This window comes from Nonomuraea sp. C10 (assembly GCF_008017515.1).
Lineage (GTDB): Bacteria > Actinomycetota > Actinomycetes > Streptosporangiales > Streptosporangiaceae > Nonomuraea > Nonomuraea ferruginea.
Window position 1 is genome coordinate 4474897 of sequence record NZ_VPFF01000001.1, and the last position, 20808, is coordinate 4495704.

20 protein-coding genes and 1 riboswitch are annotated in these 20808 nt (G+C 71.0%); of the genes, 15 read left to right on the forward strand and 5 right to left on the reverse strand.

The genetic code is table 11. The features are described 5' to 3' along the window. On the forward strand, positions 1-978 hold the full coding sequence (locus tag FR742_RS20565) for a glycosyltransferase family 2 protein (protein ID WP_187281237.1): 978 nt from the start codon (positions 1-3) through the stop codon (positions 976-978). Continuing rightward, a complete protein-coding gene (locus FR742_RS20570; RefSeq protein ID WP_148032441.1) occupies positions 975-2258 on the forward strand; it encodes a polysialyltransferase family glycosyltransferase in 1284 nt (427 codons plus the stop codon). Before FR742_RS20565 ends, FR742_RS20570 begins: the two co-directional genes overlap by 4 nt. A 37-nt stretch (positions 2259-2295) precedes the next feature. Here FR742_RS20570 and FR742_RS20575 read toward each other — a convergent pair whose 3' ends face one another. Together FR742_RS20575 and FR742_RS20580 are read right to left on the reverse strand one after the other, a co-directional pair. Then, the gene (locus FR742_RS20575; protein WP_261808868.1) at positions 2296-3456 is read right to left on the reverse strand and encodes a DUF6716 putative glycosyltransferase; all 1161 of its coding nucleotides are present in this window, start codon (positions 3454-3456) and stop codon (positions 2296-2298) included. A 2-nt stretch (positions 3457-3458) separates the two neighbouring features. After that, positions 3459-4412 (reverse strand): hypothetical protein, encoded by a 954-nt coding sequence (locus tag FR742_RS20580; protein ID WP_148032443.1) that lies wholly within the window; start codon positions 4410-4412, stop codon positions 3459-3461. A 97-nt stretch (positions 4413-4509) separates the two neighbouring features. Between FR742_RS20580 and FR742_RS20585 the strand changes: the two genes are divergently transcribed. The 11 genes from FR742_RS20585 (at position 4510) to FR742_RS20635 (ending at position 16205) form a co-directional block, all read left to right on the forward strand. Further along, positions 4510-5325 (forward strand): aldo/keto reductase, encoded by an 816-nt coding sequence (locus tag FR742_RS20585; RefSeq protein ID WP_222709009.1) that lies wholly within the window; start codon positions 4510-4512, stop codon positions 5323-5325. Positions 5326-5373: 48 nt separating this feature from the next. After that, positions 5374-6330, forward strand: coding sequence for a Gfo/Idh/MocA family protein (locus FR742_RS20590; RefSeq protein ID WP_222709010.1), 957 nt, complete (start codon positions 5374-5376; stop codon positions 6328-6330). 114 nt (positions 6331-6444) lie between these two features. Further along, a riboswitch (cyclic di-AMP (ydaO/yuaA leader) is annotated at positions 6445-6582 on the forward strand. A gap of 13 nt (positions 6583-6595) precedes the next feature. Beyond that, entirely contained in the window at positions 6596-7294 is a 699-nt protein-coding gene (locus FR742_RS20595; protein WP_261808641.1) for a CHAP domain-containing protein, read from the forward strand. 93 nt (positions 7295-7387) lie between these two features. Then, entirely contained in the window at positions 7388-7819 is a 432-nt protein-coding gene (locus tag FR742_RS20600; RefSeq protein ID WP_261808869.1) for a YciI family protein, read from the forward strand. Positions 7820-8002: 183 nt separating this feature from the next. Then, positions 8003-9247 (forward strand): RNA polymerase sigma factor, encoded by a 1245-nt coding sequence (locus FR742_RS20605; RefSeq protein ID WP_148032447.1) that lies wholly within the window; start codon positions 8003-8005, stop codon positions 9245-9247. A 270-nt stretch (positions 9248-9517) separates the two neighbouring features. Next, positions 9518-10846: an ABC transporter substrate-binding protein gene (locus tag FR742_RS20610; protein ID WP_148032448.1), complete on the forward strand. Its 1329-nt coding sequence runs from the start codon at positions 9518-9520 to the stop codon at positions 10844-10846. 69 nt (positions 10847-10915) lie between these two features. Continuing rightward, positions 10916-11872, forward strand: coding sequence for a carbohydrate ABC transporter permease (locus FR742_RS20615; RefSeq protein WP_148032449.1), 957 nt, complete (start codon positions 10916-10918; stop codon positions 11870-11872). Then, positions 11869-12720, forward strand: coding sequence for a carbohydrate ABC transporter permease (locus FR742_RS20620; RefSeq protein ID WP_148032450.1), 852 nt, complete (start codon positions 11869-11871; stop codon positions 12718-12720). Before FR742_RS20615 ends, FR742_RS20620 begins: the two co-directional genes overlap by 4 nt. Then, a complete protein-coding gene (locus tag FR742_RS20625) occupies positions 12717-14126 on the forward strand; it encodes a GH1 family beta-glucosidase (RefSeq protein WP_148032451.1) in 1410 nt (469 codons plus the stop codon). The genes FR742_RS20620 and FR742_RS20625 overlap by 4 nt, the downstream gene beginning before the upstream one ends. Next, positions 14107-15105: a LacI family DNA-binding transcriptional regulator gene (locus FR742_RS20630; RefSeq protein ID WP_148032452.1), complete on the forward strand. Its 999-nt coding sequence runs from the start codon at positions 14107-14109 to the stop codon at positions 15103-15105. The genes FR742_RS20625 and FR742_RS20630 overlap by 20 nt, the downstream gene beginning before the upstream one ends. A gap of 62 nt (positions 15106-15167) precedes the next feature. Continuing rightward, positions 15168-16205: a phosphotransferase family protein gene (locus tag FR742_RS20635; protein ID WP_148032453.1), complete on the forward strand. Its 1038-nt coding sequence runs from the start codon at positions 15168-15170 to the stop codon at positions 16203-16205. On the opposite strand, the gene FR742_RS20640 is transcribed toward FR742_RS20635, so the two are convergent. Continuing rightward, positions 16149-16850 (reverse strand): hypothetical protein, encoded by a 702-nt coding sequence (locus tag FR742_RS20640; protein ID WP_148032454.1) that lies wholly within the window; start codon positions 16848-16850, stop codon positions 16149-16151. The genes FR742_RS20635 and FR742_RS20640 overlap by 57 nt on opposite strands. Before the next feature lie 12 nt (positions 16851-16862). Continuing rightward, positions 16863-18014 (reverse strand): RNA-guided endonuclease TnpB family protein, encoded by a 1152-nt coding sequence (locus FR742_RS20645; RefSeq protein ID WP_148032455.1) that lies wholly within the window; start codon positions 18012-18014, stop codon positions 16863-16865. Between the two features lie 23 nt (positions 18015-18037). On the opposite strand from FR742_RS20645, the gene tnpA reads away from it, so the two are divergent. After that, positions 18038-18466, forward strand: a complete 429-nt coding sequence (tnpA, locus tag FR742_RS20650) for an IS200/IS605 family transposase (RefSeq protein ID WP_148032456.1) — start codon at positions 18038-18040, stop codon at positions 18464-18466. Positions 18467-18522: 56 nt separating this feature from the next. Here tnpA and FR742_RS20655 read toward each other — a convergent pair whose 3' ends face one another. Continuing rightward, positions 18523-19278, reverse strand: a complete 756-nt coding sequence (locus tag FR742_RS20655) for an anti-sigma factor domain-containing protein (RefSeq protein WP_148032457.1) — start codon at positions 19276-19278, stop codon at positions 18523-18525. A gap of 154 nt (positions 19279-19432) precedes the next feature. Between FR742_RS20655 and FR742_RS20660 the strand changes: the two genes are divergently transcribed. Further along, positions 19433-20767, forward strand: a complete 1335-nt coding sequence (locus FR742_RS20660) for a class II 3-deoxy-7-phosphoheptulonate synthase (protein WP_246639746.1) — start codon at positions 19433-19435, stop codon at positions 20765-20767. Positions 20768-20808: the final 41 nt, after the last annotated feature.

The window sequence follows — 20808 nt, forward strand, 5'->3', positions numbered from 1 at the left end:
GTGATCACCCTCTCGGTCATCGTGCCGGTCCGCGACGGCGAGCGCTTCATCTCCGACGCGCTCGCCTCGCTGGCCCGCAACTTCCGGCCCGGCTTCGAGTTCGTCGTGGTCGACGACGGGTCGGTGGACGGCACCGCCGCCGTCGTCGAGGACTTCCGCGCCGACCTGCCCGGACTCGCCGTGATCCGCAACCCCGAGCCGCTCGGGCTGGCGGACGCGCGCAACGCCGGGCTTGCGGCCGTCTCCGGCCGGTACGTCACGTTCCTGGACGGCGACGACTGGCTGGCTCCCGGCTACCTGGCGCGGCTGGTCGCGGTCATCGACGGGCTCGGCTGCGACTTCGTACGCGCCGACCACGTACAGGTCGAGGGCCGCAAGCGGGTCGTGCACCGGGCCCCCGCGGCGCGGCGGGGCGCGGTGCTCGACCCGCGCGGGGCGATCCTGCCGGCGGGCACGCGCACGATGGTGGACTACCCGTACGCCTGGGCGGGCGTCTACCGGCGGTCGCTGGGTGACCTGCTGCGCTTCCCCTCCGGGCTGCACACCGCCGAGGACCGGCCGTGGATCTGGCGGCTGCACCGGGAGGCGGTGACGTTCGCCGCGGTGTCGATGGCGGGCGTGTTCTACCGGCGGCAGGTGGCCGGCTCGCTCACCCAGGTGGGCGACGAGCGGCAGCTGCACTTCTTCGACGCGTTCGAGCTGGTCTTCGCGGACCTGGAGGAGAAGTACCTGCCGAAGGCGGTGCGCAACTTCTGCGGTCTGCTCGCCCACCACCTGGAGCTCGCGGACCGGTTCCCGCCGGAGCTGCGGGCCCGGTTCACCGAGCGCGGCGCGCGGATGGCGCAGGCGCTGCCGCGCGAGCTGGTGGCGGAGGCCGCGGCGGCGATGCCCGCCGAGCGTTCGGCCGTGCTGCGCGAGCTGCTGCCCGGTCTGCCCGTCCCGGCCCGCGGGCCGCGCCCCGATGGGGAGGAATCATGACGAGCCACCCGACGACGGTCTTCTACGCCTCGACGCTGTTCGGCGCGATGTCGCTGGCGGCGGGCATCGACGCCGGCCTGTTCGGGGACGGCCGCAGGGTGCTGCTGGTGTCCTCGAACACGCCGGTCCCCGAGGTCTCCACGCCGCTGGACGCGACCCCGGGCTTCGCCGCGCTCGCCTCCCGGTTCGACGAGGTGCGCTCGTGGAACGAGCTGATCGCCCCGCTGCATCCGGCGGAGTGGCGGCCCAGGATCGTCGAGGCGCCGATGCTGGAGCGGCTGGTCCGCTCCCACCTGCGGCTGGACGTGGCCGACGAGCTGGTGGTCGAGTCGATCGCGGTCGCGCCCGCCCGCACGATCGCCGGGCTGGTCCGCGACTGCCCGATCACCGTCTACTCCGACGGGCTGATGAGCTACGGACCGACCCGTGACCCGCTGCCCGCCGAGATCTTCCACCGCGTCACCCGCCTGCTCCACCTCGACCTGGTGCCGGGGCTGGCGCCGCTGCTGCTGAGCGAGTACGGGGTGCCGGCCGTGAGGCTGCCGGAGGAGCCGTTCCTGTCGGTCGTCCGCGAGGTGGCCGCGACCGCGCCGGCCATGGCGGGCGGCCAGGCGATGATCCTCGGGCAGTACCTGTCGGCGCTCGGCGTCGTCACCCCCGAGGAGGAGGCCGGGCTGCACGAGGCGATGCTGCGCGGCCTGGCCGCCCGCGGCTACACGGGCGTGCTGTTCAAGCCGCATCCCTCGGCGGGGCGTGAGCACGCCCGGCTGCTGCGCGCCGCCGCCGGGCCGCTCGGCGTCCAGGTGACGGTGGCCGGGGAGAGCGTGCCCGCCGAAGTCTGCTTCGCCACGCTCCGGCCGGAGCTGGTGGTGGGCTGCTTCTCCACCGCCCTGGTGACGGCGCGCCGCCACTACGGGCTGCGCGCCGTCTCCCACGGCACCGGCCTGGTGCTGGAGCGGCTGACCCCGTACGAGAACAGCAACCGGATCCCTGCCACGATCGTGGACGCGCTGCTCCCCCGGCTGTCGGAGGACGGCTTCGTCGACGAGCCGCCCGCGGCCGACCTGCCGGAGCTGGTCCGCGCGGTGGGCTACTGCATGCAGGCCGAGGCGTACCCGGACCTGCGGCCCGACGGCTTCACCTTCGACGCCCGCTATTTCAAGCGCAGGCGGCTGGAGGCCCTGGGCCTCCTCGACAAGCCCGAAAAGCCCGGCAGGTCCGAGCAGCCCCCGCCGGGCCCGCTGGACCGCCTGCGCAGAAAACTCCGAACCACCCGCTGACCCCGCTCCACCTGCGGCGACCTCCGCGCCGTACGCGTCAGGTCAGGACTTTGAGGTAGCGGCGGACGCGTCGCTTGGCGCGGTAGCCGGCGCGCAGCATGTTCGGCGGCACCTCGACCCGCAGCCGGGCGCGGCGGCGGGCGGCGGCGTGCTCGGGGCCGTCCAGCAGGGACGCGGCCGGCACCCGGGACCGGGAGAGCACCAGCCCGGTCAGCAGCCCGGTCCAGTCGCCGCGCTCGTCCGGGTGGAAGTAGTTGGCCGCGCACCACCGCGGGTCCGCCTGCCGGAAGCCGCCCTCGGCCAGGTCGTCGAGCGTGCCGAGCAGGCCGCTGTCCTCGAACACCAGGTTGATCATCTCCGCGTTCACCCCGAAGTCGCTCAGCACCAGCGACGGCACGCCCATGGCGATGGCCTCCAGCGCCGCCGTGGAGCTGACGGTGACGAACCCGGCCGCCCGCGAGAGCTGGTCCTGCATCGACCCGGCGGCGAACCGCAGCCGGCCCGGCTCGCCCAGCTCCCGCCAGAGCTTCTGGTAGTGGTGGCGCTCGCGGTGGGTCTGCCGCTCGCCTTCGAGCGCGCGCAGCTTGACCACGACGTCCAGGCCGGGTTCGCGGACGGCCAGCTCGGCCAGCGCGAGCAGGATCCGCTCGCGGTCCTCGCGCGCCTTCGGCACCTTGGCCTGGGTGGCGAAGACCACCCGGTCGCCGCCGGACCGCTCCTGCCGGGGCCGCAGGAACGGCAGCCTGGCCAGGCCGACCGCCCCTCCCCCGCCGAGCCGGGCCGCGATGGCCGCGAACTCGGCCACCTCGCGCTCGCTGTGCACCACGAACAGGTCGCAGCCGCTGCGGAACAGCCACGCCTTCTCCGTCGCGGGCACCGAGATGCCGGGCAGCCCGGTGGCGAACACCGGCCGCGGGCGCAGCCCGTCCAGCACGCCGGACACCAGCACGTCCACGACCGGACCCGTGCAGGACACCAGGATCACGTCGGGCCTGGACCGTTCCGCCAGGCGGCGCAGCGCGCGGGCGCTCAGCACCGGCGGCGCGGGCCGGTCCCCCACGGCGGCGGCGATCTGCTCGGCCGACGGCGCGATCGGGGTGCGCACCACCACCAGTTCGGTGTCACAGCCGTCCGGCAGGTCCTGGAGCAGGCAGGCCGCCCACTTCAGGTACGAGTCGGAGTCGGCCACCGCCAGCACTCTCAACCGGTCACTCCTGTCACTCCTGTCAGATGCGAGCGCAGCGCGGGGGCCGCCCTGCTCGTCCACCAGTCGTCGGGCACGTCCACCGGCTCCACCGCCACTCCGCGCGGGCCGAGCAGCACCCGCAGCGAGGAGATCGCGGTCGACGGCAGGCTGACCACCCGCTGGCCCGGGTCGAGGCCGCGCAGCGTCAGCTCGGCGGGCGCGCCGCCGTCGTGCACGGTGATGCCGGGCCGCTCGCGGATGACCGCGACGTCGACCGGGTCCTCCCGCCGGTGCGGGTAGTACGCGAGCGGCTCCTCGGCCGCCAGGTCGGTCAGCCAGCGCAGGTAGCGCTCGCGGTGCACCAGCCCGTTGCGCACCAGCGAGGTGCCGAGCACGACCGTCCGCTCGGCGGGCCCCGGCTCGCTGGGCGGCTGGCCGCGCAGCCATGCGAACTCGTGCCGTACCAGGTCGACGCCCGCCCGGCGGACCGCCTCCGCCAGGTGTGGCGGGACGGGCAGCGCGGTGAAGACCGTGACCCCGCCCGCGCGCAGCCTGATCGCGGCGGCCAGCCCGAGCGCCGCGCGCAGCGCGCCCGGCTGGGCGCGGGCCCGCAGCAGCGGCCGGTACGGTTTCGCGGCGAGCAGTTCCAGCAGCCGGATCGTGGCCATGCCGTCGTCCACCACGACGACCCTGCCGGGGAAGGCGGCGAGCCAGCGCAGCTGCACCCGGCCGGAGAAGGCGTCGCCGACGGCGGCCGGCCGGCGCGGCATGCGCTCGCTCGGCTCGGCCAGCTCCAGCCCGGCGGGCAGGTCGAGGCCGCGCAGCTCGCGCCCGGTCGCCTTGAGGGCGCGCAGCCGCGCCCGCGGCACCACGATGGTGGCCGGGCCGAGCAGCCCCGCGTGATGGGCCTCGACGGCGCACAGCATCTGGAGCGGGGATTCCACCCAGGCCGACGCCTGTTTGACCACGTTTGCTCTCCCAGCCAGGTGATGGCCCGTTCACGACCGCTTCAAGCTAGCCCGGGCGGCTTAAGCCGTGCGGAACGAGACGTGAACAATGGGAAGTATGAACTCGCTACGGCTTTACAGAGAAGGTGTCGAGATCCCGCAACTCGGCCTCGGCGTCTGGAAGGTGACCGACGACGAGGCGGAGCGGGCCGTGCTGACCGCGCTCGAGGCCGGCTACCGCCACATCGACACGGCCACGCTCTACCGCAACGAGGAGGGCGTCGGCCGGGCCGTGCGCGCCTCCGGCATCCCGCGCGAGAAGCTCTTCGTCACCACCAAGCTGTGGAACTCCGACCACGACCGGGTGGAGCGGGCCTTCGACGAGAGCCTGGCCAGGCTCGGCCTCGACCACGTCGACCTCTACCTGATCCACTGGCCGGCGCCGAAGCAGAACAAGTACGTCCAGGCCTGGCGCGGCCTGGAGAAGATCTACCGGGACGGCCGGGCCAGGGCCATCGGCGTGTCCAACTTCACGGTCGGCACGCTCACCCGGCTCATGGACGAGACCGACATCGTCCCCTGCATCAACCAGATCGAGCTGCACCCGTACTTCCAGCAGCACGAGATGCGCGAGTTCCACGACAAGAACGGGATCCTCACCGAGGCGTGGAGCCCGCTCGGCTCCGGCCGGGGCCTGCTGGAGGACCCGGCGCTGGCGGTGCTGTCGGACAAGCACAACCGCACGCCCGCGCAGATCGTGCTGCGCTGGCACATCCAGATCGGCAACGTGGTGATCCCGAAGTCGGTCACCCCGTCGCGGATCAAGGAGAACATCGACGTGTTCGACTTCATCCTGGACCGCGAGGACATGGCCGCGATCGGGGCGATGAACGCCGGCCGCCGCCTGGGGCTCGACCCCGAGACCAGCGGGTGAATTCGCCTCACATATCGCTTTCGCGGATGAATCTGTACGATCTTCCGCGTGCGTGACTTATCGTGGGGCATCGCGGCGACCGGCGGCATCGCCAGGACAGTGGGCGCCGTCATCGCCGCCGAGCCGGGGATGAGGGTGGCCGCGGTCGGCTCCCGCGACCTGGGCCGGGCCAAGGCGCTGGCCGCGACGCTGGGCGCCGAGTCCGCCCACGGCTCCTACGCCGAGCTGTGCGCCGATCCGGCCGTGGACGCCGTCTACGTCGCCACCCCGCACGCCCAGCACCTGGAGGTGGCCGAGGCGGCCATCGCGGCGGGCAAGGCCGTGCTGTGCGAGAAGCCGCTCGCCGCCACCACGGCCGACGCCGAACGGATGGTCCGGCTGGCCCGCGAGGCCGGGATCTTCCTCATGGAAGCGATGTGGATGCGGTTCAACCCGCTGATCCGCATGCTCGCCGGCGACGGGCGTTTCGGCGAGATCCGCTCGGTGCGCGCCTCGTTCGGCTTCGCGCACCCGTACGATCCCGCGCACCGGCTCTGGGCGCCGGAGCTGGGCGGCGGCGCCCTGCTCGACCTGGGAATCTACCCCATGGGGCTGGCCCAGTTGTTCCTCGGACTGCCGGAGAGCACGCACCTCACCGGGTCGCTGTCCCCGGGCGGCGTGGACGCCGAGGCGGGCGGGCTGATGAGCTATCCGGGCGGCAGGCGGGCGCTGGTGGAGTGCTCGCTGCTCGGCGCCTACTCCAACGACGCCACCGTCGTCGGCACCGGGATGCGGGCCGACATCGACGCCCCGTTCTGGGCTCCGCGGCGGGTCGTGCTCAGCGGGCCGGGGATGGAGCCGGAGGAGCACGTGCTCGACGATCCGGCGGACAACGGGTACGCGGGCGAGCTGCGCGAGGTCCGCGACTGCCTGGCGCGAGGTCGTACCGAGAGCGAGATCATGCCGCTTGACGAGAGCCTTGCCATCATGCGGGTTCTGGCGGAGGCGCGGGCGCAGATCCGCTAGCCGCGGCTTTGAAGACTTGCCAGTTTCTTGCCAGATGCGTTACTTTACTCCGCATTCACGGCATACGTCCGGTTTGTCCGGTCGTGTCCGAGAACACCGTCGTATCGCAGGATCGTCCTGCGACCGCTGAATCCGCCTTGCGCGGAACCGGGGACCCACTTCTTCCGGGGTGAATCGGCGCCTCGCGCGCCGTAGGGCAGCTTCCACGCCCGAACCCGTCAGCTAACCCGGTAAGCGGCATGGAAGCAAGGAGTACATCCCCTCGATGGTCATGCATCGCCTCCCCCGTGCCACCCAACCGCATTACGTCCGCGCCGCCCTCGGCGCCACCTTCGTCGCCTGCTTCATGGGCTCCGCCCTCCCCGCCCACGCCGACCCGGTCAACGGAGACGATCTCTCGCTGACGGCCCAGGCGGAGACCGGCCAGACCGCCTCCCAGGAGGCGAAGCCCGCCGAGAAGGACAAGATCGACGTCACCGCGGCCCAGGTGCTCGCCCTGGCCAGGGAGCAGATCGGCATCAGGGAGAACGCGCGGGGCGGCGGCACGAAGTTCCAGGAGTGGTACGCGAACTCGCAGCGCGCCCAGGAGACCATCGCCCGTGACGGCGGCCACCCCGCCGCCTACCTGAACGCCCCCTGGTGCGCGATGTTCGTCTCCTGGGTCGGCGAGCAGACCGGCGCCCGCGCGCAGGTGGGCTGGGACGCCTACACGGTGACGCACGCGCGGTGGTTCCAGAACAACGGCCGCTGGGGCACCCTGGCCAAGCCGGGCGCCGTGGTCTTCTTCGCCTGGAACGGCAGCAAGAGCCTCGGCTCCATCCAGCACGTCGGCTTCGTGGTCAAGGACAACCGCGACGGGACGATCTCCACGATCGAGGGCAACACCGGCAACGGGCTCGTCGAGGAGCGCATCCGTCCCAAGTCTCAGGTCGTCGGCTACGGCTACCCCGAGTACGCCGCCTGATTGTCCGGAAGAATCCCTGAGGTGTCGATGCGGGCGCCGCTCGTTCGACGCGTCGGCGAGACCGGGATTCGAAGGAGAAGCACCGTGAAGTTCATGATCATCGGAAAGGGCAGCGCCGAGACCGAGGCGGGCGTCATGCCGAGCCGGCAGCTCGTCGACGACATGATGGCCTACAACGAGTCGCTGGCCAAGGCCGGTGTCCTGCTGGCGGCGGAGGGGCTGGCCCCCAGCTCCCGCGCCGCCCGCATCGCCTACGGACCCGGCAAGCCCAAGGTCATCGACGGGCCCTTCGCGGAGACCAAGGAGATCATCGCCGGCTTCTGGCTGATCCAGGTCAAGTCCCGCGAAGAGGCCGTCGAATGGGCCCTGCGCGTCCCCGTCCCCGAGGGCGGCGAGGGCGTCGGCCTGGAGCTCTGGGAGGTCTTCGACGCGGCCGACATGCCGGAGACCTCCCTCACCCCGGAGACCGCCGAGCGCGACAAAGCCCTCCGCGAGTCCCTGGAGACCAACCCCCCGAACGCCTGACGGCAGCCCCCAGGGCGACCCCCAGACGCCTGCCGAGAACGCGCCACCCACACCCAGGCGTGCGTGCCGCCCTCAACCAGGGCGGCACGCCCGCCGTGGACGACCGTCCGCCGCGGTTTCTCGCTTCCTGCGCTGAGGTGAGCGCCGGGCATGTCCCGGACGGGGTGACCATACGATGGGCCCGTGACAGCTTCGGAGACGCATGGGGCCATCGAGGCCGTGTGGCGGATCGAGGCGGCGCGGCTGATCGCCGGGCTGGCCCGGCTGGTGCGCGACGTCGGCCTGGCCGAGGAGCTGGCACAGGACGCGCTGGTCGCGGCGCTGGAGCAGTGGCCCCGCGAGGGCGTGCCACGCAATCCGGGCGCCTGGCTGATGACCGTGGCCAAGCGCCGGGGCGTCGACCTGATCCGCCGCCGGGAACGCTACGAGCGCAAGCTCGCCGAGATCGGCCGCGCCCTGGAGGACGACCCCGGACAGGAGCCGCCCGGCCCCGAGGAGATCGAGGACGACCTGCTGCGGCTGGTGTTCACCGCGTGCCATCCGGTGCTGTCCACCGAGGCCCGGGTCGCGCTGACGCTGCGGGTGCTGGGCGGCCTGTCCACCGACGAGATCGCGCGCGCGTTCCTGACGCCCGAGCCGACGGTGGCGCAGCGGATCGTCCGCGCGAAGCGGACCCTGGCCACGCGGAAGGTGCCGTTCGAGGTCCCCGCGGGCGAGGAGCTGGCCGGACGGCTGTCGTCCGTGCTGGAGGTCATCTACCTGATCTTCAACGAGGGCTACTCGGCCACCGCCGGCGACGACTGGATGCGGCCCGGCCTCTGCGAGGACGCGCTGCGCCTGGGCCGGGTGCTGGCCGGGCTGATGCCGAAGGAGCCCGAGGTGTTCGGCCTGGTGGCGCTCATGGAGATCCAGGCGTCCCGCTCGGCCGCCAGGCTGGGCCCGTCCGGCGAGCCGATCCTGCTGCTGGAGCAGAACCGCGCCCGGTGGGACCGGCTGCTCATCCGCCGCGGCCTGGCCGCGCTGGAGCGGGCCGAGGAGCTGACAGACACCATGGGCCCGTACACGCTCCAGGCCGCCATCGCGGCCTGCCACGCCCGCGCGTTCACGCCCGGGGAGACCGACTGGGTCCGCATCGCCGACCTGTACGCGCGGCTCGCGGCCCTGTCGGGCTCGCCGGTGGTCGAGCTCAACCGCGCGGTGGCCCTGGCCATGGCGTACGGCCCCGAGGTGGGCCTGGAGCTGGTCGACCAGATCGCCGGCGAGCCGGCCATGCGGGACTACCACCTGCTGCCGGGCGTACGCGGCGACCTGCTGTTCAAACTGGGCCGGCTCGGCGAGGCCCGCGCCGAGTTCGAGCGCGCGGCCGCGCTGACCCGCAACGAGCGCGAACGCGTTCTCATGGAGGCGCGGGCCGCGGCCTGCCGGTGAGACGCCTCTGGTTCTGGTGCGCTTTTGTGCCGGTGTGCGGGAGAAACGGTGCCCGTGGGATGGGAGCGCTCCCAAGTAGCGCTTTGGGCGATATATCCCCGTACGGCTACTTCTAGGGTCACAAAATACCCCAGAGGTAACGGTTGAGTTTCGGGACGTTGACGCCTGGACGCGCTACGGGCACTCTTTGTGGGAGCGCTCCCAAAGACACTCCAATCGCGGGACTGTCGCGATGCACCTCCCAAGATCCACACCCAAGAGGGGTACGGTATGACGAACCACAAGCGCTTTGCAGTAACCGGAGTCCTGGTCACAGCCCTGGCCGCGATGACCGCCGCCTGTGGTGGCGGTGAGGCTCCGGCCCCCTCAGCCGATGCGAGCACGCCGGCGGAGCCCGTCACCATCAACGTGCACACCTTCGGCGGCGGCGAGAACTTCGGCTACGACGAGGCCGTGAAGAAGTGGAACGCCGAGCACCCGAACATCCAGGTCAAGTACTCGAACCTGACCGACAGGTTCGAAGACGTCTATCTGCCGCAGCTGCTCCAGCGCCTGCAGGCGGGCAGCGGCGCCGGCGACATCGTCGGCATCGACGAAGGCGCGATGGGCCTGATGGCCGCCCGCCCGCAGTTCTTCACCGACCTGGGCGAGTACGGCCTGCAGGACCGCAAGGCCGACTTCCCCGCGGCCAAGTGGGAGACGGGCGTCAACGCCGAGGGCAAGCTGTTCGCGCTGGGCACCGACATCGGCGGCATGACCATGTGCTACCGCAAGGACCTGTTCGAGAAGGCCGGGCTGCCTACCGACCGTGAGGAGGTCGCCAAGCTCTGGCCGACCTGGGACGCCTACCTCGAGGCCGGCAAGAAGTTCTCGGCCGCCGACACCGGCGCGAAGTGGATGGACGGCCCGAACACCATCTACAACGTGATCCTGTCGCAGGAGGCGCCGAAGAACGGCAACATCTCGTACTTCGACAAGGAGAACAACCTCGTCCTGGAGACGAACCCGGCCGTCAAGACCTCCTTCGACTGGGTGCAGAAGTTCAGCCAGCAGGGCCTGACGGCCAAGCTCCAGGCGTTCACCCCGCCGTGGAACAAGGCCATCAAGGGCGGCGACTTCGCCACCATGGGCTGCCCGTCGTGGATGCTCGGCGTGATCTCCGGCGCGGCCGGCGAGGAGAACAAGGGCAACTGGGACGTCGCGGCGGTGCCGGGCGGCACGGGCAACTGGGGCGGCTCGTGGCTGGCCGTCCCCAAGCAGACCAAGCACCCGAAGGAAGCCGCCGAGGTGCTCAACTACCTGACGGGCAAGGACGGCCACATCGCGGCCTTCAAGGAGGCGGGCGCCTTCCCGAGCTCCATCCCCGCCCAGCAGGACCCCGAGGTCGCGGGCCTCAAGAACGAGTACTTCAACGACGTGCCGACCGGCGAGATCTTCTCGGCCTCGGTCAAGGACCTGCAGCCGGTCTTCCTGGGTGAGAAGCACGCCCAGGTGAAGACCTCGGTGGAGAAGGTGCTGGAGGGCATGGACCAGGGCGCGGTGGGTTACGACGAGGCCTGGACGAAGTTCGTCGAGGCGGGCGTCAAGGCAGCGGGCTGACGCTCCCACTGGACCGGGTGGCGCCCGCTCCGGGCGGGCGCCACTCCCGATCTGGCTCGAAAGGCTTCCATGACTCTCCAACTCGCGCCGCCGCCCCGGCACGCGTCGCCCAGGCGGGCGAGGCCGAGCAGGCGGGCCGGGCGCTTCGACCTCAGGGGCATGCCCTATCTCCTGGTCTCGCCCTACTTCCTGCTGTTCGCCGTCTTCGGCGTCTTCCCTCTTCTCTACACCCTCTGGCTGTCGCTGCACGACGCCGAGCTGGCCGGCAAGCGGGAGTTCGCCGGCCTCGCGAACTACGCCGAGCTGATCGCCGACGCGGAGTTCTGGAACGCGGTGTTCAACACGGTCGGCATGTTCGTGCTGGCCACCGTGCCGCAGATCATCATGGCCCTGGTGCTGGCCAACGCGCTGAACAAGCGCCTGCGCGGCAGGCTGCTGCTGCGCCTGGGCGTGCTGCTGCCGATGGTCACCTCGGTGGTCGCGGTGGCGGTCGTCTTCAGCCAGCTCTACAGCCGTGACTACGGCCTGTTCAACTGGATACTCGGGTTCGCCGGCATCGAGCCGATCGCCTGGCAGAACGAGAAGTGGTCCGCCTGGATCGCCATCGCCACCATGGTCGACTGGCGGTGGACCGGCTACAACGCGATCATCCTGCTCGCCGCCATGCAGACGATCCCCAAGGACCTGTACGAGGCCGCGGCCATCGACGGCGCCTCGGCGCGCCGGCAGTTCTGGCAGATCACGCTGCCGATGCTGCGGCCGACCATCGTGTTCGTCGTCTTCATCTCCACCATCGGCGGCCTGACGCTGTTCACCGAGCCGGTGATGTTCGAGGGCGAGCAGATGATGACCGGCGGCACCACCGGCCAGTACCAGACCGTGGCGATGTTCATCGTCGAGGCCGCCTTCCGCGGCGGGTTCGAGATCGGCTACGCCTCGGCCGCCGCCTGGCTGCTGTTCGTGCTGATCCTCTTCGGCACCATGATCAACTACTGGTTCACGCGCCGCATCGGGGGTGCACGATGACCACCAGGCAACCGGTCAACCGGCTGTGGGACGCGGGGGCTCTCACTAAGGTCGTGCTCGCCCTGGCGCTGCTGCTGTCGGCCTATCCCGTCTACTACATGTTCATCATGGCGACGCGGACCAACGACGACGCGCTCGACACCCCGCCGCCGATGCTGCCGGGCGGCCATCTGGGCGAGAACGTCGAGCGGCTGCTCGCCACCGAGGACGCCTACTTCCTCACCGGCCTCATCAACTCGGCGATCGTGGCGACGACCGTGACCGTGTCGGTGGTGTTCATCTCCACCCTGGCCGGCTTCGCCTTCTCCAAGCTGCGCTTCCGCGGCTCGAAGATCCTGCTCGGGCTGATCCTGGTCACCATGATGGTGCCGCTGCAGCAGATGGGCATCGTGCCGTTGTACGAGCTCATGGTGACGCTCGGCTGGACCGGCCAGCTCCAGGCGGTGATCCTGCCGTTCCTGGTCAACGGGTTCGGCGTGTTCATGATGACCCAGTACGCCTCCCAGGCGGTGCCGGACGAACTGGTCGAGGCGGCCAGGGTCGACGGGGCGTCAACACTGGGCATCTATCGCAAGGTCATCCTGCCCGCGCTCCGGCCGGGCATGGCGGTGCTCGCGCTGCTGGTGTTCATGCAGACGTGGAACGAGTTCATGTGGCCGCTCATCGTGCTGCTGCCGGAGAACCCGGTGGTGCAGACCTCGATCGCGGCGCTGAACCAGGCCCACGGCACCGACTACGTGATGCTGTTCACCGGCACCGCCGCCTCGGTACTCCCTCTCTTCGTAGTTTTCGTACTGTTCGGCCGTCAGATCGTGGGCGGCCTGATGGAAGGTGCGGTCAAGGCGTGACGACTCAGGAGGAACAGACCCGCTCCGAGCTGCGATTCCCTACCGGGTTCGCGTGGGGCGCGGCAACCTCGGCCTATCAGATCGAGGGCGCGGTGACGGCGGACGGCCGCGGCACGTCGATCTGGGACACGTTCACCAAGACGCCGGGCAGGGTGGTGGGCGGCGAACACGCGGACGTCGCCATCGACCACTACAACCGCTACCGCGACGACGTACGGATCATGGCGGATCTGGGCCTGAGCGCCTACCGCTTCTCGGTGTCCTGGCCGCGCGTGCAGCCGGACGGATCCGGGGCCGTCAACCAGAAGGGGCTGGACTTCTACAAGCGCCTGGTCGACGAGCTGCTGTCGCACGGGATCGACCCGTGGCTGACGCTCTACCACTGGGACCTGCCGCAGGCCCTGGAGGACAGAGGCGGCTGGCCGGCCAGGGACACGGCGCTGCGCTTCGCCGACTACGCGGCGATCGTCCACGAAGCGCTGCACGACAGGGTGCACACATGGAGCACCGTCAATGAGCCGTGGTGCGCGGCCTTCCTCGGATACGCCTCGGGTGAGCATGCTCCGGGACGCCGCGAGCCCGAGAACGCCATCCGGGCCGCGCACCACTTGAACCTCGCCCATGGACTAGGGGTCCAGGCCATGGGCGCGCGCCGGGTGGGAGGTTGCGTGAACCTCTACGCGATCACCCCGGCCACGGCCAGCGAGGCTGACCAGGACGCGGCACGTCGCATCGACGGGCTGCAGAACCGGTTCTTCCTCGACGCGCTGCTGACCGGCCGCTATCCGCAGGACGTCCTCGACGACCTGCGGATGGACCTGGCCTTCATCGAGGACGGCGACCTGAAGACCATCAACGCGCCGATCGACGTGCTGCTGGTCAACTACTACAGCCGGTTCACGGTGTCCGGGGCGCCGGGCGGCAGGGCCTCGGCGGCGGCCGCGCCGACCGACTCGGCCTCGCCCTGGGTGGGCAGCGAGCACGTCTCGTTCGTGAACGGCGGCCGCCCGGTCACCGCGATGGGCTGGGAGATCGACGAGGACGGCCTGGTGGAGGTGCTCGCCAGGGTGGCGCGCGACTACCCGCGGATCCCGCTGGTCGTCTCGGAGAACGGCGCCGCGTTCGAGGACGTCCTGGCCGACGGCCGGGTGCGCGACGAGGAGCGGCGGGCCTACTTCGAGGCCCACCTGGGCGCCTGCCGCGAGGCGATCGACGCCGGAGTGCCGCTGGAGGGCTATTTCGCCTGGTCGCTCATGGACAACTTCGAGTGGGCCTGGGGCTACGGCAAGCGCTTCGGCATCGTCCGGGTCGACTACGAGACGCAGGAGCGGCTGCCCAAGGACAGCGCGACATGGTATGCCGAGATCATCCGGCAGAATAGGAACCATGAACCGACCGACTCTTGAGGCAGTCGCCGCCCGGGCCGGGGTCGGCCGAGGCACGGTGTCGAGAGTCATCAACGGCTCCCCCAATGTGAGCCAGCGAGCGCGCGACGCGGTGCAGGCGGCGATCCAGGAGCTGGGCTACGTCCCCAACCGGGCGGCCCGCACCCTGGTGACCCGCCGCACCGACACCGTCGCGCTGGTCGTCTCCGAGTCCGAAGGCCGGCTCTTCGACGAGCCCTACTTCGCCGGCACCATCCGGGGCATCGGCTCGGCGCTGTCGGAGACCGGCCTGCAACTCCTGCTGGCCATGGCGCGCACCCCCCAGGAGCACGCCAGGCTGCAGCACTACCTGACGGGGCAGCACGTCGACGGCGTGCTGCTCCTGTCGCTGCACGGCGCCGACCCGCTGCCGGGCAGGCTGGAGGCGATGGGCGTGCCGACCGTGCTGGGCGGCCGCCCCGTCGGCCTGTCCCCCTACAGCTACGTCGACATGGACAACAGGGCAGGGGCCCGGCAGGCGGTCAAACACCTGCTGGGCCTCGGCCGCACCCGCATCGCCGCCATCGCCGGCTCGCAGGACATGGGCGTGGGCGTCGACCGGCTGGCGGGCTACCGCGACGCGCTGCTGCCTTCCGGCTTTCCCGAGCTGGTCGCGTACGGCGACTTCTCCGAGGAGAGCGGGGAGGCGGCGATGGCCGAGCTGCTGGCCGCCCATCCCGACCTCGACGCGGTGTTCGCCGCCTCCGACCCGATGGCGCTGGGCGCGGTCCGGGTGCTGAAGGCGGCGGGCCGGGCGATCCCCGGCGACGTGGCGGTGATCGGGTTCGACGACTCGAAGGCCGCCCTGCACGCCGACCCGCCGCTGACGACCGTCCACCAGCCGACGGAGGCGATGGGCCGCCAGATGGCACTGCTGCTGGTGGCCCGCATCAACGGCGAGGAGCTGCGCCAGCCGGTCGTGATCCTCGACACCCACCTGGTGCGGCGCGAGTCGGCCTGAGGCGCGGCGCGAGTAGCGCGGATGAGCTTGGTACGGCGAGGGCCGGTCTGAGGAGGGCGCGGGTGGACAGCAGGACCAAGCGCCGCTTATCGCGGCAGGAGCTCGACGCGCTGGCCCGCAGGGCGCTCGGCGCGGGCGTGCTCGATCACGCCGAGCTGACCGACGGCTTCGCGAACGCGGTGTGGCGGCTGCGCCTGGACGACGGCCGCGACGTGGTCTGCAAGCTGTCGCCGCCGCCGGAGCTCGACCAGCTGAGCTACGAGCGCGATCTGCTGCGGACGGAGGCGGCGGCCTGCGAGCTGGCCGCGGCGGCGGGCGTGCCGGTGGCGGCGCTGCTGCGGGCCGGGTTCGACGACCCGGTGCTGGGCGGCGACTACCTCATGCTGGCGGCGCTCGACGGCGTCTCCTGGAACCACGTCTCACGGGGCGACGGCGCCCTGGGCGAGGGCTCTCCGAAGGTCACGCCCGAGGACGAGGCGAGGCTCCGCCGCGAGCTGGGCCGCCTCCTGGCCCGGCTGAACGCGGTAACCGGCCCGGTGTTCGGCTACCCGCACGCCGGCATCACCGGCTCGACCTGGCGCGAGGCGTACCTCGCCATGGTCGACGCGCTGCTCGGCGACACCGTCCGCTACCCGACGGCGCTGCCCGCGCCGGTGCCGCGCATCCGCGCGCTGCTGGCGGCGGCCGCGCCCGCGCTCGACGAGGTGACCACGCCCCACCTGGTCCACTTCGACATCTGGCCGGGCAACGTGTTCCTGGACCTGTCGGGGCCGCCCCGCATCCAGGCGATCATCGACCACGAGCGGGCGTTCTGGGGCGACCCGCTGGCCGAGTTCATCACCCCGACGATCTTCGCCGAGCTGCGTGAGGACGACCCGCTGGTGGCGGGCTACCGCGAGGTGACCCCGTTCGAGCTCACCCCGGCCGCGCGCGTACGGCTCGACCTGTACCGGGCGTACCTCTACCTGATCCTGCTGGTGGAGAACGGCCCCCGGCAGTATCCGGAGGCCGAGTACGCCCGCGTGCGCGACCAGGCCACGGCCTCACTCGCCGAGGTGCTGGACCGCCTCGTACCTCTCGCCCCCGGCACCGTCGCGTAGCTCGCGGCACTGCCCGGCGCCCGCGCCGCGCAGCGCGTTGGGCACGCCCAGGTCGGCGGGCGCGGGCGTGTTGCCGGTGCAGGCGAGCGCGCCCCTGACGGTGCTGCCCGACAGGACCGGCGCGTCGTTCCCGGTGAGCAGCACGGCGCCGCGCACGTCGGCGGAGACGATGTGCAGCGAGCCGGTGCGGTCGGCGCTGAACGCGCCGTCCAGGCGGGCGCCGAGCAGGTGCACGGCGGCGGCCTCCGACGCGGTGAGCGTGCCGGTGACGCGCCCGCCGGTGACCACGAGGGACGCGCCGCGCCCGACGACGACCGGGCCGGTCACGCGGGCGCCGTCCAGGCAGGTGACGCCGCCGGTGACGGCCAGCGGCCCGCGGTGCTCGCCGGTGATCGTGCGGGTGCAGGCGGGCGGCGGCGCGATCGTGGTGACGGTGAACTCCCCCGGCTCGCCGTGGTTGCCGGCCGCGTCGATCGAGCGGTACTCGACCGTGTGCCGGCCGCGCGGCAACTTGCCGAAGACGAGGTGGTCGATGACGGTGCCGTCCTCGCTGAACGTCCACGGCAGCTCGGATGAGGTGGGCCAGCCGAAGTAGGTCAGCTTCTCGGTCTCGAAGGACCGAGCTCGCAGCTCTTCACCGCACATGGCATGTACGGGTCAGGCCGCATCGTCGGCAGCGTGACTCACTGCCCAGCCCGCCGCACCGCGCAAGGCGATGTTGCGGGCCGCGTTCACGTCGGCGTGCTCAGCGAAGCCACACGACGTGCAGACGAAACTCGCCTGATCGGGCCGATTCCTGCGGTCGGTGTGCGCACAGGCCGAACATCGCTGAGAGGTGTAGGCCGGATCCACATGCTCAACCGGCACGCCTGCCCTCAGTGCCTTGTAGGCGATGAACGCCCCCAACTGCTGGAAGCTCCACGAATGCAGCGCGACCCGCTGGGGCTTGCGTAGCCGTACCCTCTCACGGATTCCGCCCAGATCTTCCAGGGCTATGCCGCGTGAGGTGCGTTCAGCCTCGGTCACGATGCTCTTGGAAATGCGGTGGTTGACGTCGGCCGCGAACCGCGCTTCCCGGCCGGAGATCCTGTGCAGCACGCGCTTGGCAGATTTGGTGCCCTTAGCCTGCAGACGCTTGCGGAGCCCTCGGTTACGGTGGCGCACCTGGTTGAGGTGCTTCCCCGCGTGCCGAAGGCCGTCGGAGGTGGTGGCAATGTTGGCAATGCCTAGATCCACGCCCAGGAATCCGTCCGGTGCATACGGCTCTGGCTCGGGGATGTCACAGGTGGCGTACAGATACCAGCATCCGCCTCGTAGCACCAGATCGGACTCGCCCTGCCGGTGGCGAGTCAGCAGTTCGGCCTGCTCGGATGAACAGGCAAACGGTATGCGCTGGAGGCGTCCGCGCACGGTCCAGATGGAGACTGTGCGGGTTTGTAGTTGCCAGGACAGACACCGGTCGTCGAACGGCTGGGCGGCGTCCTTGCGGAACCGGATCGGGCTCGCCTTCACCCTGGCCCTCTGTCTGGCCCCCTGAGGACCGTAGTTGCCCGCCGTCAGGTGGCCATTCAATGTGGCATAGGCTCCGGCCACCTTGCGGATGGTGTGAATGGTGGGCTGTGCGGACAATCCCATGGCCTTCAGCTCGCCGTAGACAAGCCGCTGCAGATGGGTCTTCTCCTGAATTCGAGTGGCATGGGCGCGGCGGGAGACGTGGTTCGCAGCTCGGTTGCACAAGGTGAGGGTCTCCCGGAGCGCCTGCTCAGTGGCGGCGTCGGGGAGCAGTTTCACCTGCACCACCAATTTCACTCTGGCAACGTATCATTTTCTCTATGTCACCTCGATGGCTACCGGACCCTGTGGTCAGAAGAGGCAGAAGTGTCGTCTCTGATCTTCATGCACATCTTGTCTTCATCACTAGACGCCGGAGAGATGCGCTGGATGAGGCGATGTTGCGGCGCTGCGAACAGGCCATGAGGGAGGTGTGTCTTCAGATGGGCGCGGACCTGCGCAAGTTCCACGGCGGAGACGATCATGTTCGTCTGCTGGTGCACTATCCGCCGAAGCTGGCGGTCTCCACGCTGGTTAACCGGCTCAAGGCCGTATCAGCGCACTACCTGGCCATAGAGTTCACTGGCCAGATCGATCAGGCCTTCGTGGATGGTCACCTCTGGTCGCCGTCGTATTTCGCCGCCTCGTGCGGCGGAGCACCGCTCAAGATCATTGAAGACTACATCGAGGCCCAGAAGCTCCCGATCTAGCAGAGGCAGCGCAATGGTCATTCGAAGGATTCCCGCGGCCTGGGCGACGGTCCGGCTCAGGCCGCGGGAAGCTCGGCGAACAGGATGGGGCGGGTGGTCGGCCGGTCGGAGCCGCCCGCGGGCTCGACGGTGAGGCCGAGGCGGACGTCGTCGCGGAGGTCGGCGACGACGGGTGCGGTGAGGCCGTCCTCCCCCCGGTCGAGCAGCCCGGCCGGGCGGACGCCGTCCGGGTTCATCAGCCACAGAGCGTAGACCTTGGACGGCGGCAACTCCGGCATTCCCGATGAAGTGAACAGTATCCGTCCCCGCTCGCGGGAGACGACGGCGACGCCGGTGCCGCCCGAGGCGATGCGGTGCCGTACCGTACGGGCGTCCGGGGCGGCCAGGACGGCGGCCACCTCCGTGACCAGCGCGCCGTGCCCGGCCCGCAGGTCGCCCAGGTCGCGGCGGGCGTCGAAGGCGACCACGCCGAGCGCGACGGCGGCGGCCGCGGACACGGCGGCGAGCCCCGCCACCGCCTTGGCCCGCCACTCGCGCCGCGGGGGAAGGACGTCGGCACGCGGAGTCCGGTCCGCCGCCGGGCGGACCGTGTCGTGCCGCCGGTGGGCGGCGGTCAGGACGCGGGGGCGCAGGGAGGCGGGCGGCGGGGTGGCGACGGCGAGGGCCAGGCGGGCGGCGGTCTCCCGGAGGCGGCTCACCTCGGACGGGCAGGTGCGGCAGCTCGACAGGTGCTCCTCGAACGACGCCACGTCGGCCGGCGGCAACGCGTGCGCGGCGTAGGCGCCGGACAGGGCGTGGAGTTCGTCGTCCATGTCCACTCCCGAGGTGGTGAGAGGCGGCTCACACCCGGTGATTCGGGCGCTCGGCGCTCATGGATGCCGTCAAGCTTTGACCGCCTTCTCACAACGTGGACATGGAGGTCGGCCAGAGGGATCCGGTGGAATACCCTCGTATCTCGTGAGCGCATTGAGCAATTCGCTGAATCTCGATTCCTGGCGAGCCCTGTCCGCGGCCCAGCAGCCTGACTGGCCTGAGCGCGACGAGCTCGAGAAGGTCGTCGCCGAGCTCGGCGGCCTGCCCCCGCTGGTCTTCGCGGGAGAGTGTGACCAGCTCAAGGAGGAGCTGGCGGCCGTCACCCGGGGCGAGGCGTTCGTCCTGCAGGGCGGCGACTGCGCCGAGACGTTCGCCGGCGCCACGGCCGACAACGTGCGCAACAAGCTCAAGACGCTGCTGCAGATGGCGATCGTGCTCACCTACGCGGGCAAGGTGCCGGTGGTCAAGATCGGCCGGCTCGCCGGCCAGTTCGCCAAGCCGCGGTCCAAGGGCACCGAAGTGCGCGACGGCGTGGAGCTGCCCGCCTACCGGGGCGACATGGTCAACGGGTTCGACTTCACCCCGGAGTCGCGCAGGCCCGACCCGTGGCGGCTGCTCAAGGCCTACCACTCCTCGGCGGTGACGCTCAACCTCGCCCGGGCGTTCACCAAGGGCGGCTACGCCGACCTGCGCCAGGTGCACGCCTGGAACCAGGACTTCGTGGCCGGGTCGCCGGCCGGTCAGCGCTACGAGCGGCTGGCCCGCGAGATCGACCAGGCGCTGGCCTTCATGCGGGCCTGCGGGGCCGAGCCGGAGGAGTTCCAGTCGGTGGAGTTCTACTCCTCCCACGAGGCGCTGATCCTCGACTACGACCAGGCGCTCACCCGCATCGACTCGCGCACGGGCCTGCCCTACGACGTGTCGGCGCACATGGTCTGGATCGGCGAGCGCACCCGCCAGCTCGACGGCGCGCACGTGGAGTTCTTCTCCAGGATCCGCAACCCGATCGGCGTCAAGCTGGGCCCGTCCACCTCTCCTGAGGACGCGCTGGCGCTGGTGGAGAAGCTCAACCCAGACAACGTGCCGGGGCGGCTCACGTTCGTCACGCGGATGGGCGCGTCCAAGATCCGCGAGCATCTGCCGCCGCTGGTCAAGGAGGTCACGGCGGCGGGCGCGCAGGTGGCCTGGGTGTGCGACCCGATGCACGGCAACACCTTCGAGGCGCCGAGCGGCCACAAGACCCGGCGCTTCGACAACGTGCTCGACGAGGTGGCCGGGTTCTTCGAGGTGCACCGCGCGCTCGGCACGCACCCCGGCGGCATCCACATCGAGTTCACCGGCGACGACGTGACCGAGTGCGTCGGCGGCGGCCACGAGATCGCCGAGGGCGACCTGGCGACCCGCTACGAGACGGCCTGCGACCCGCGGCTCAACCGGAGTCAGTCGCTCGATCTGGCCTTCCGGGTGGCCGAGCTGTACCGCGGCTGAGTGACTCTCACCTTTCCGGGCCATCGCCGAGCGGTGGCCCG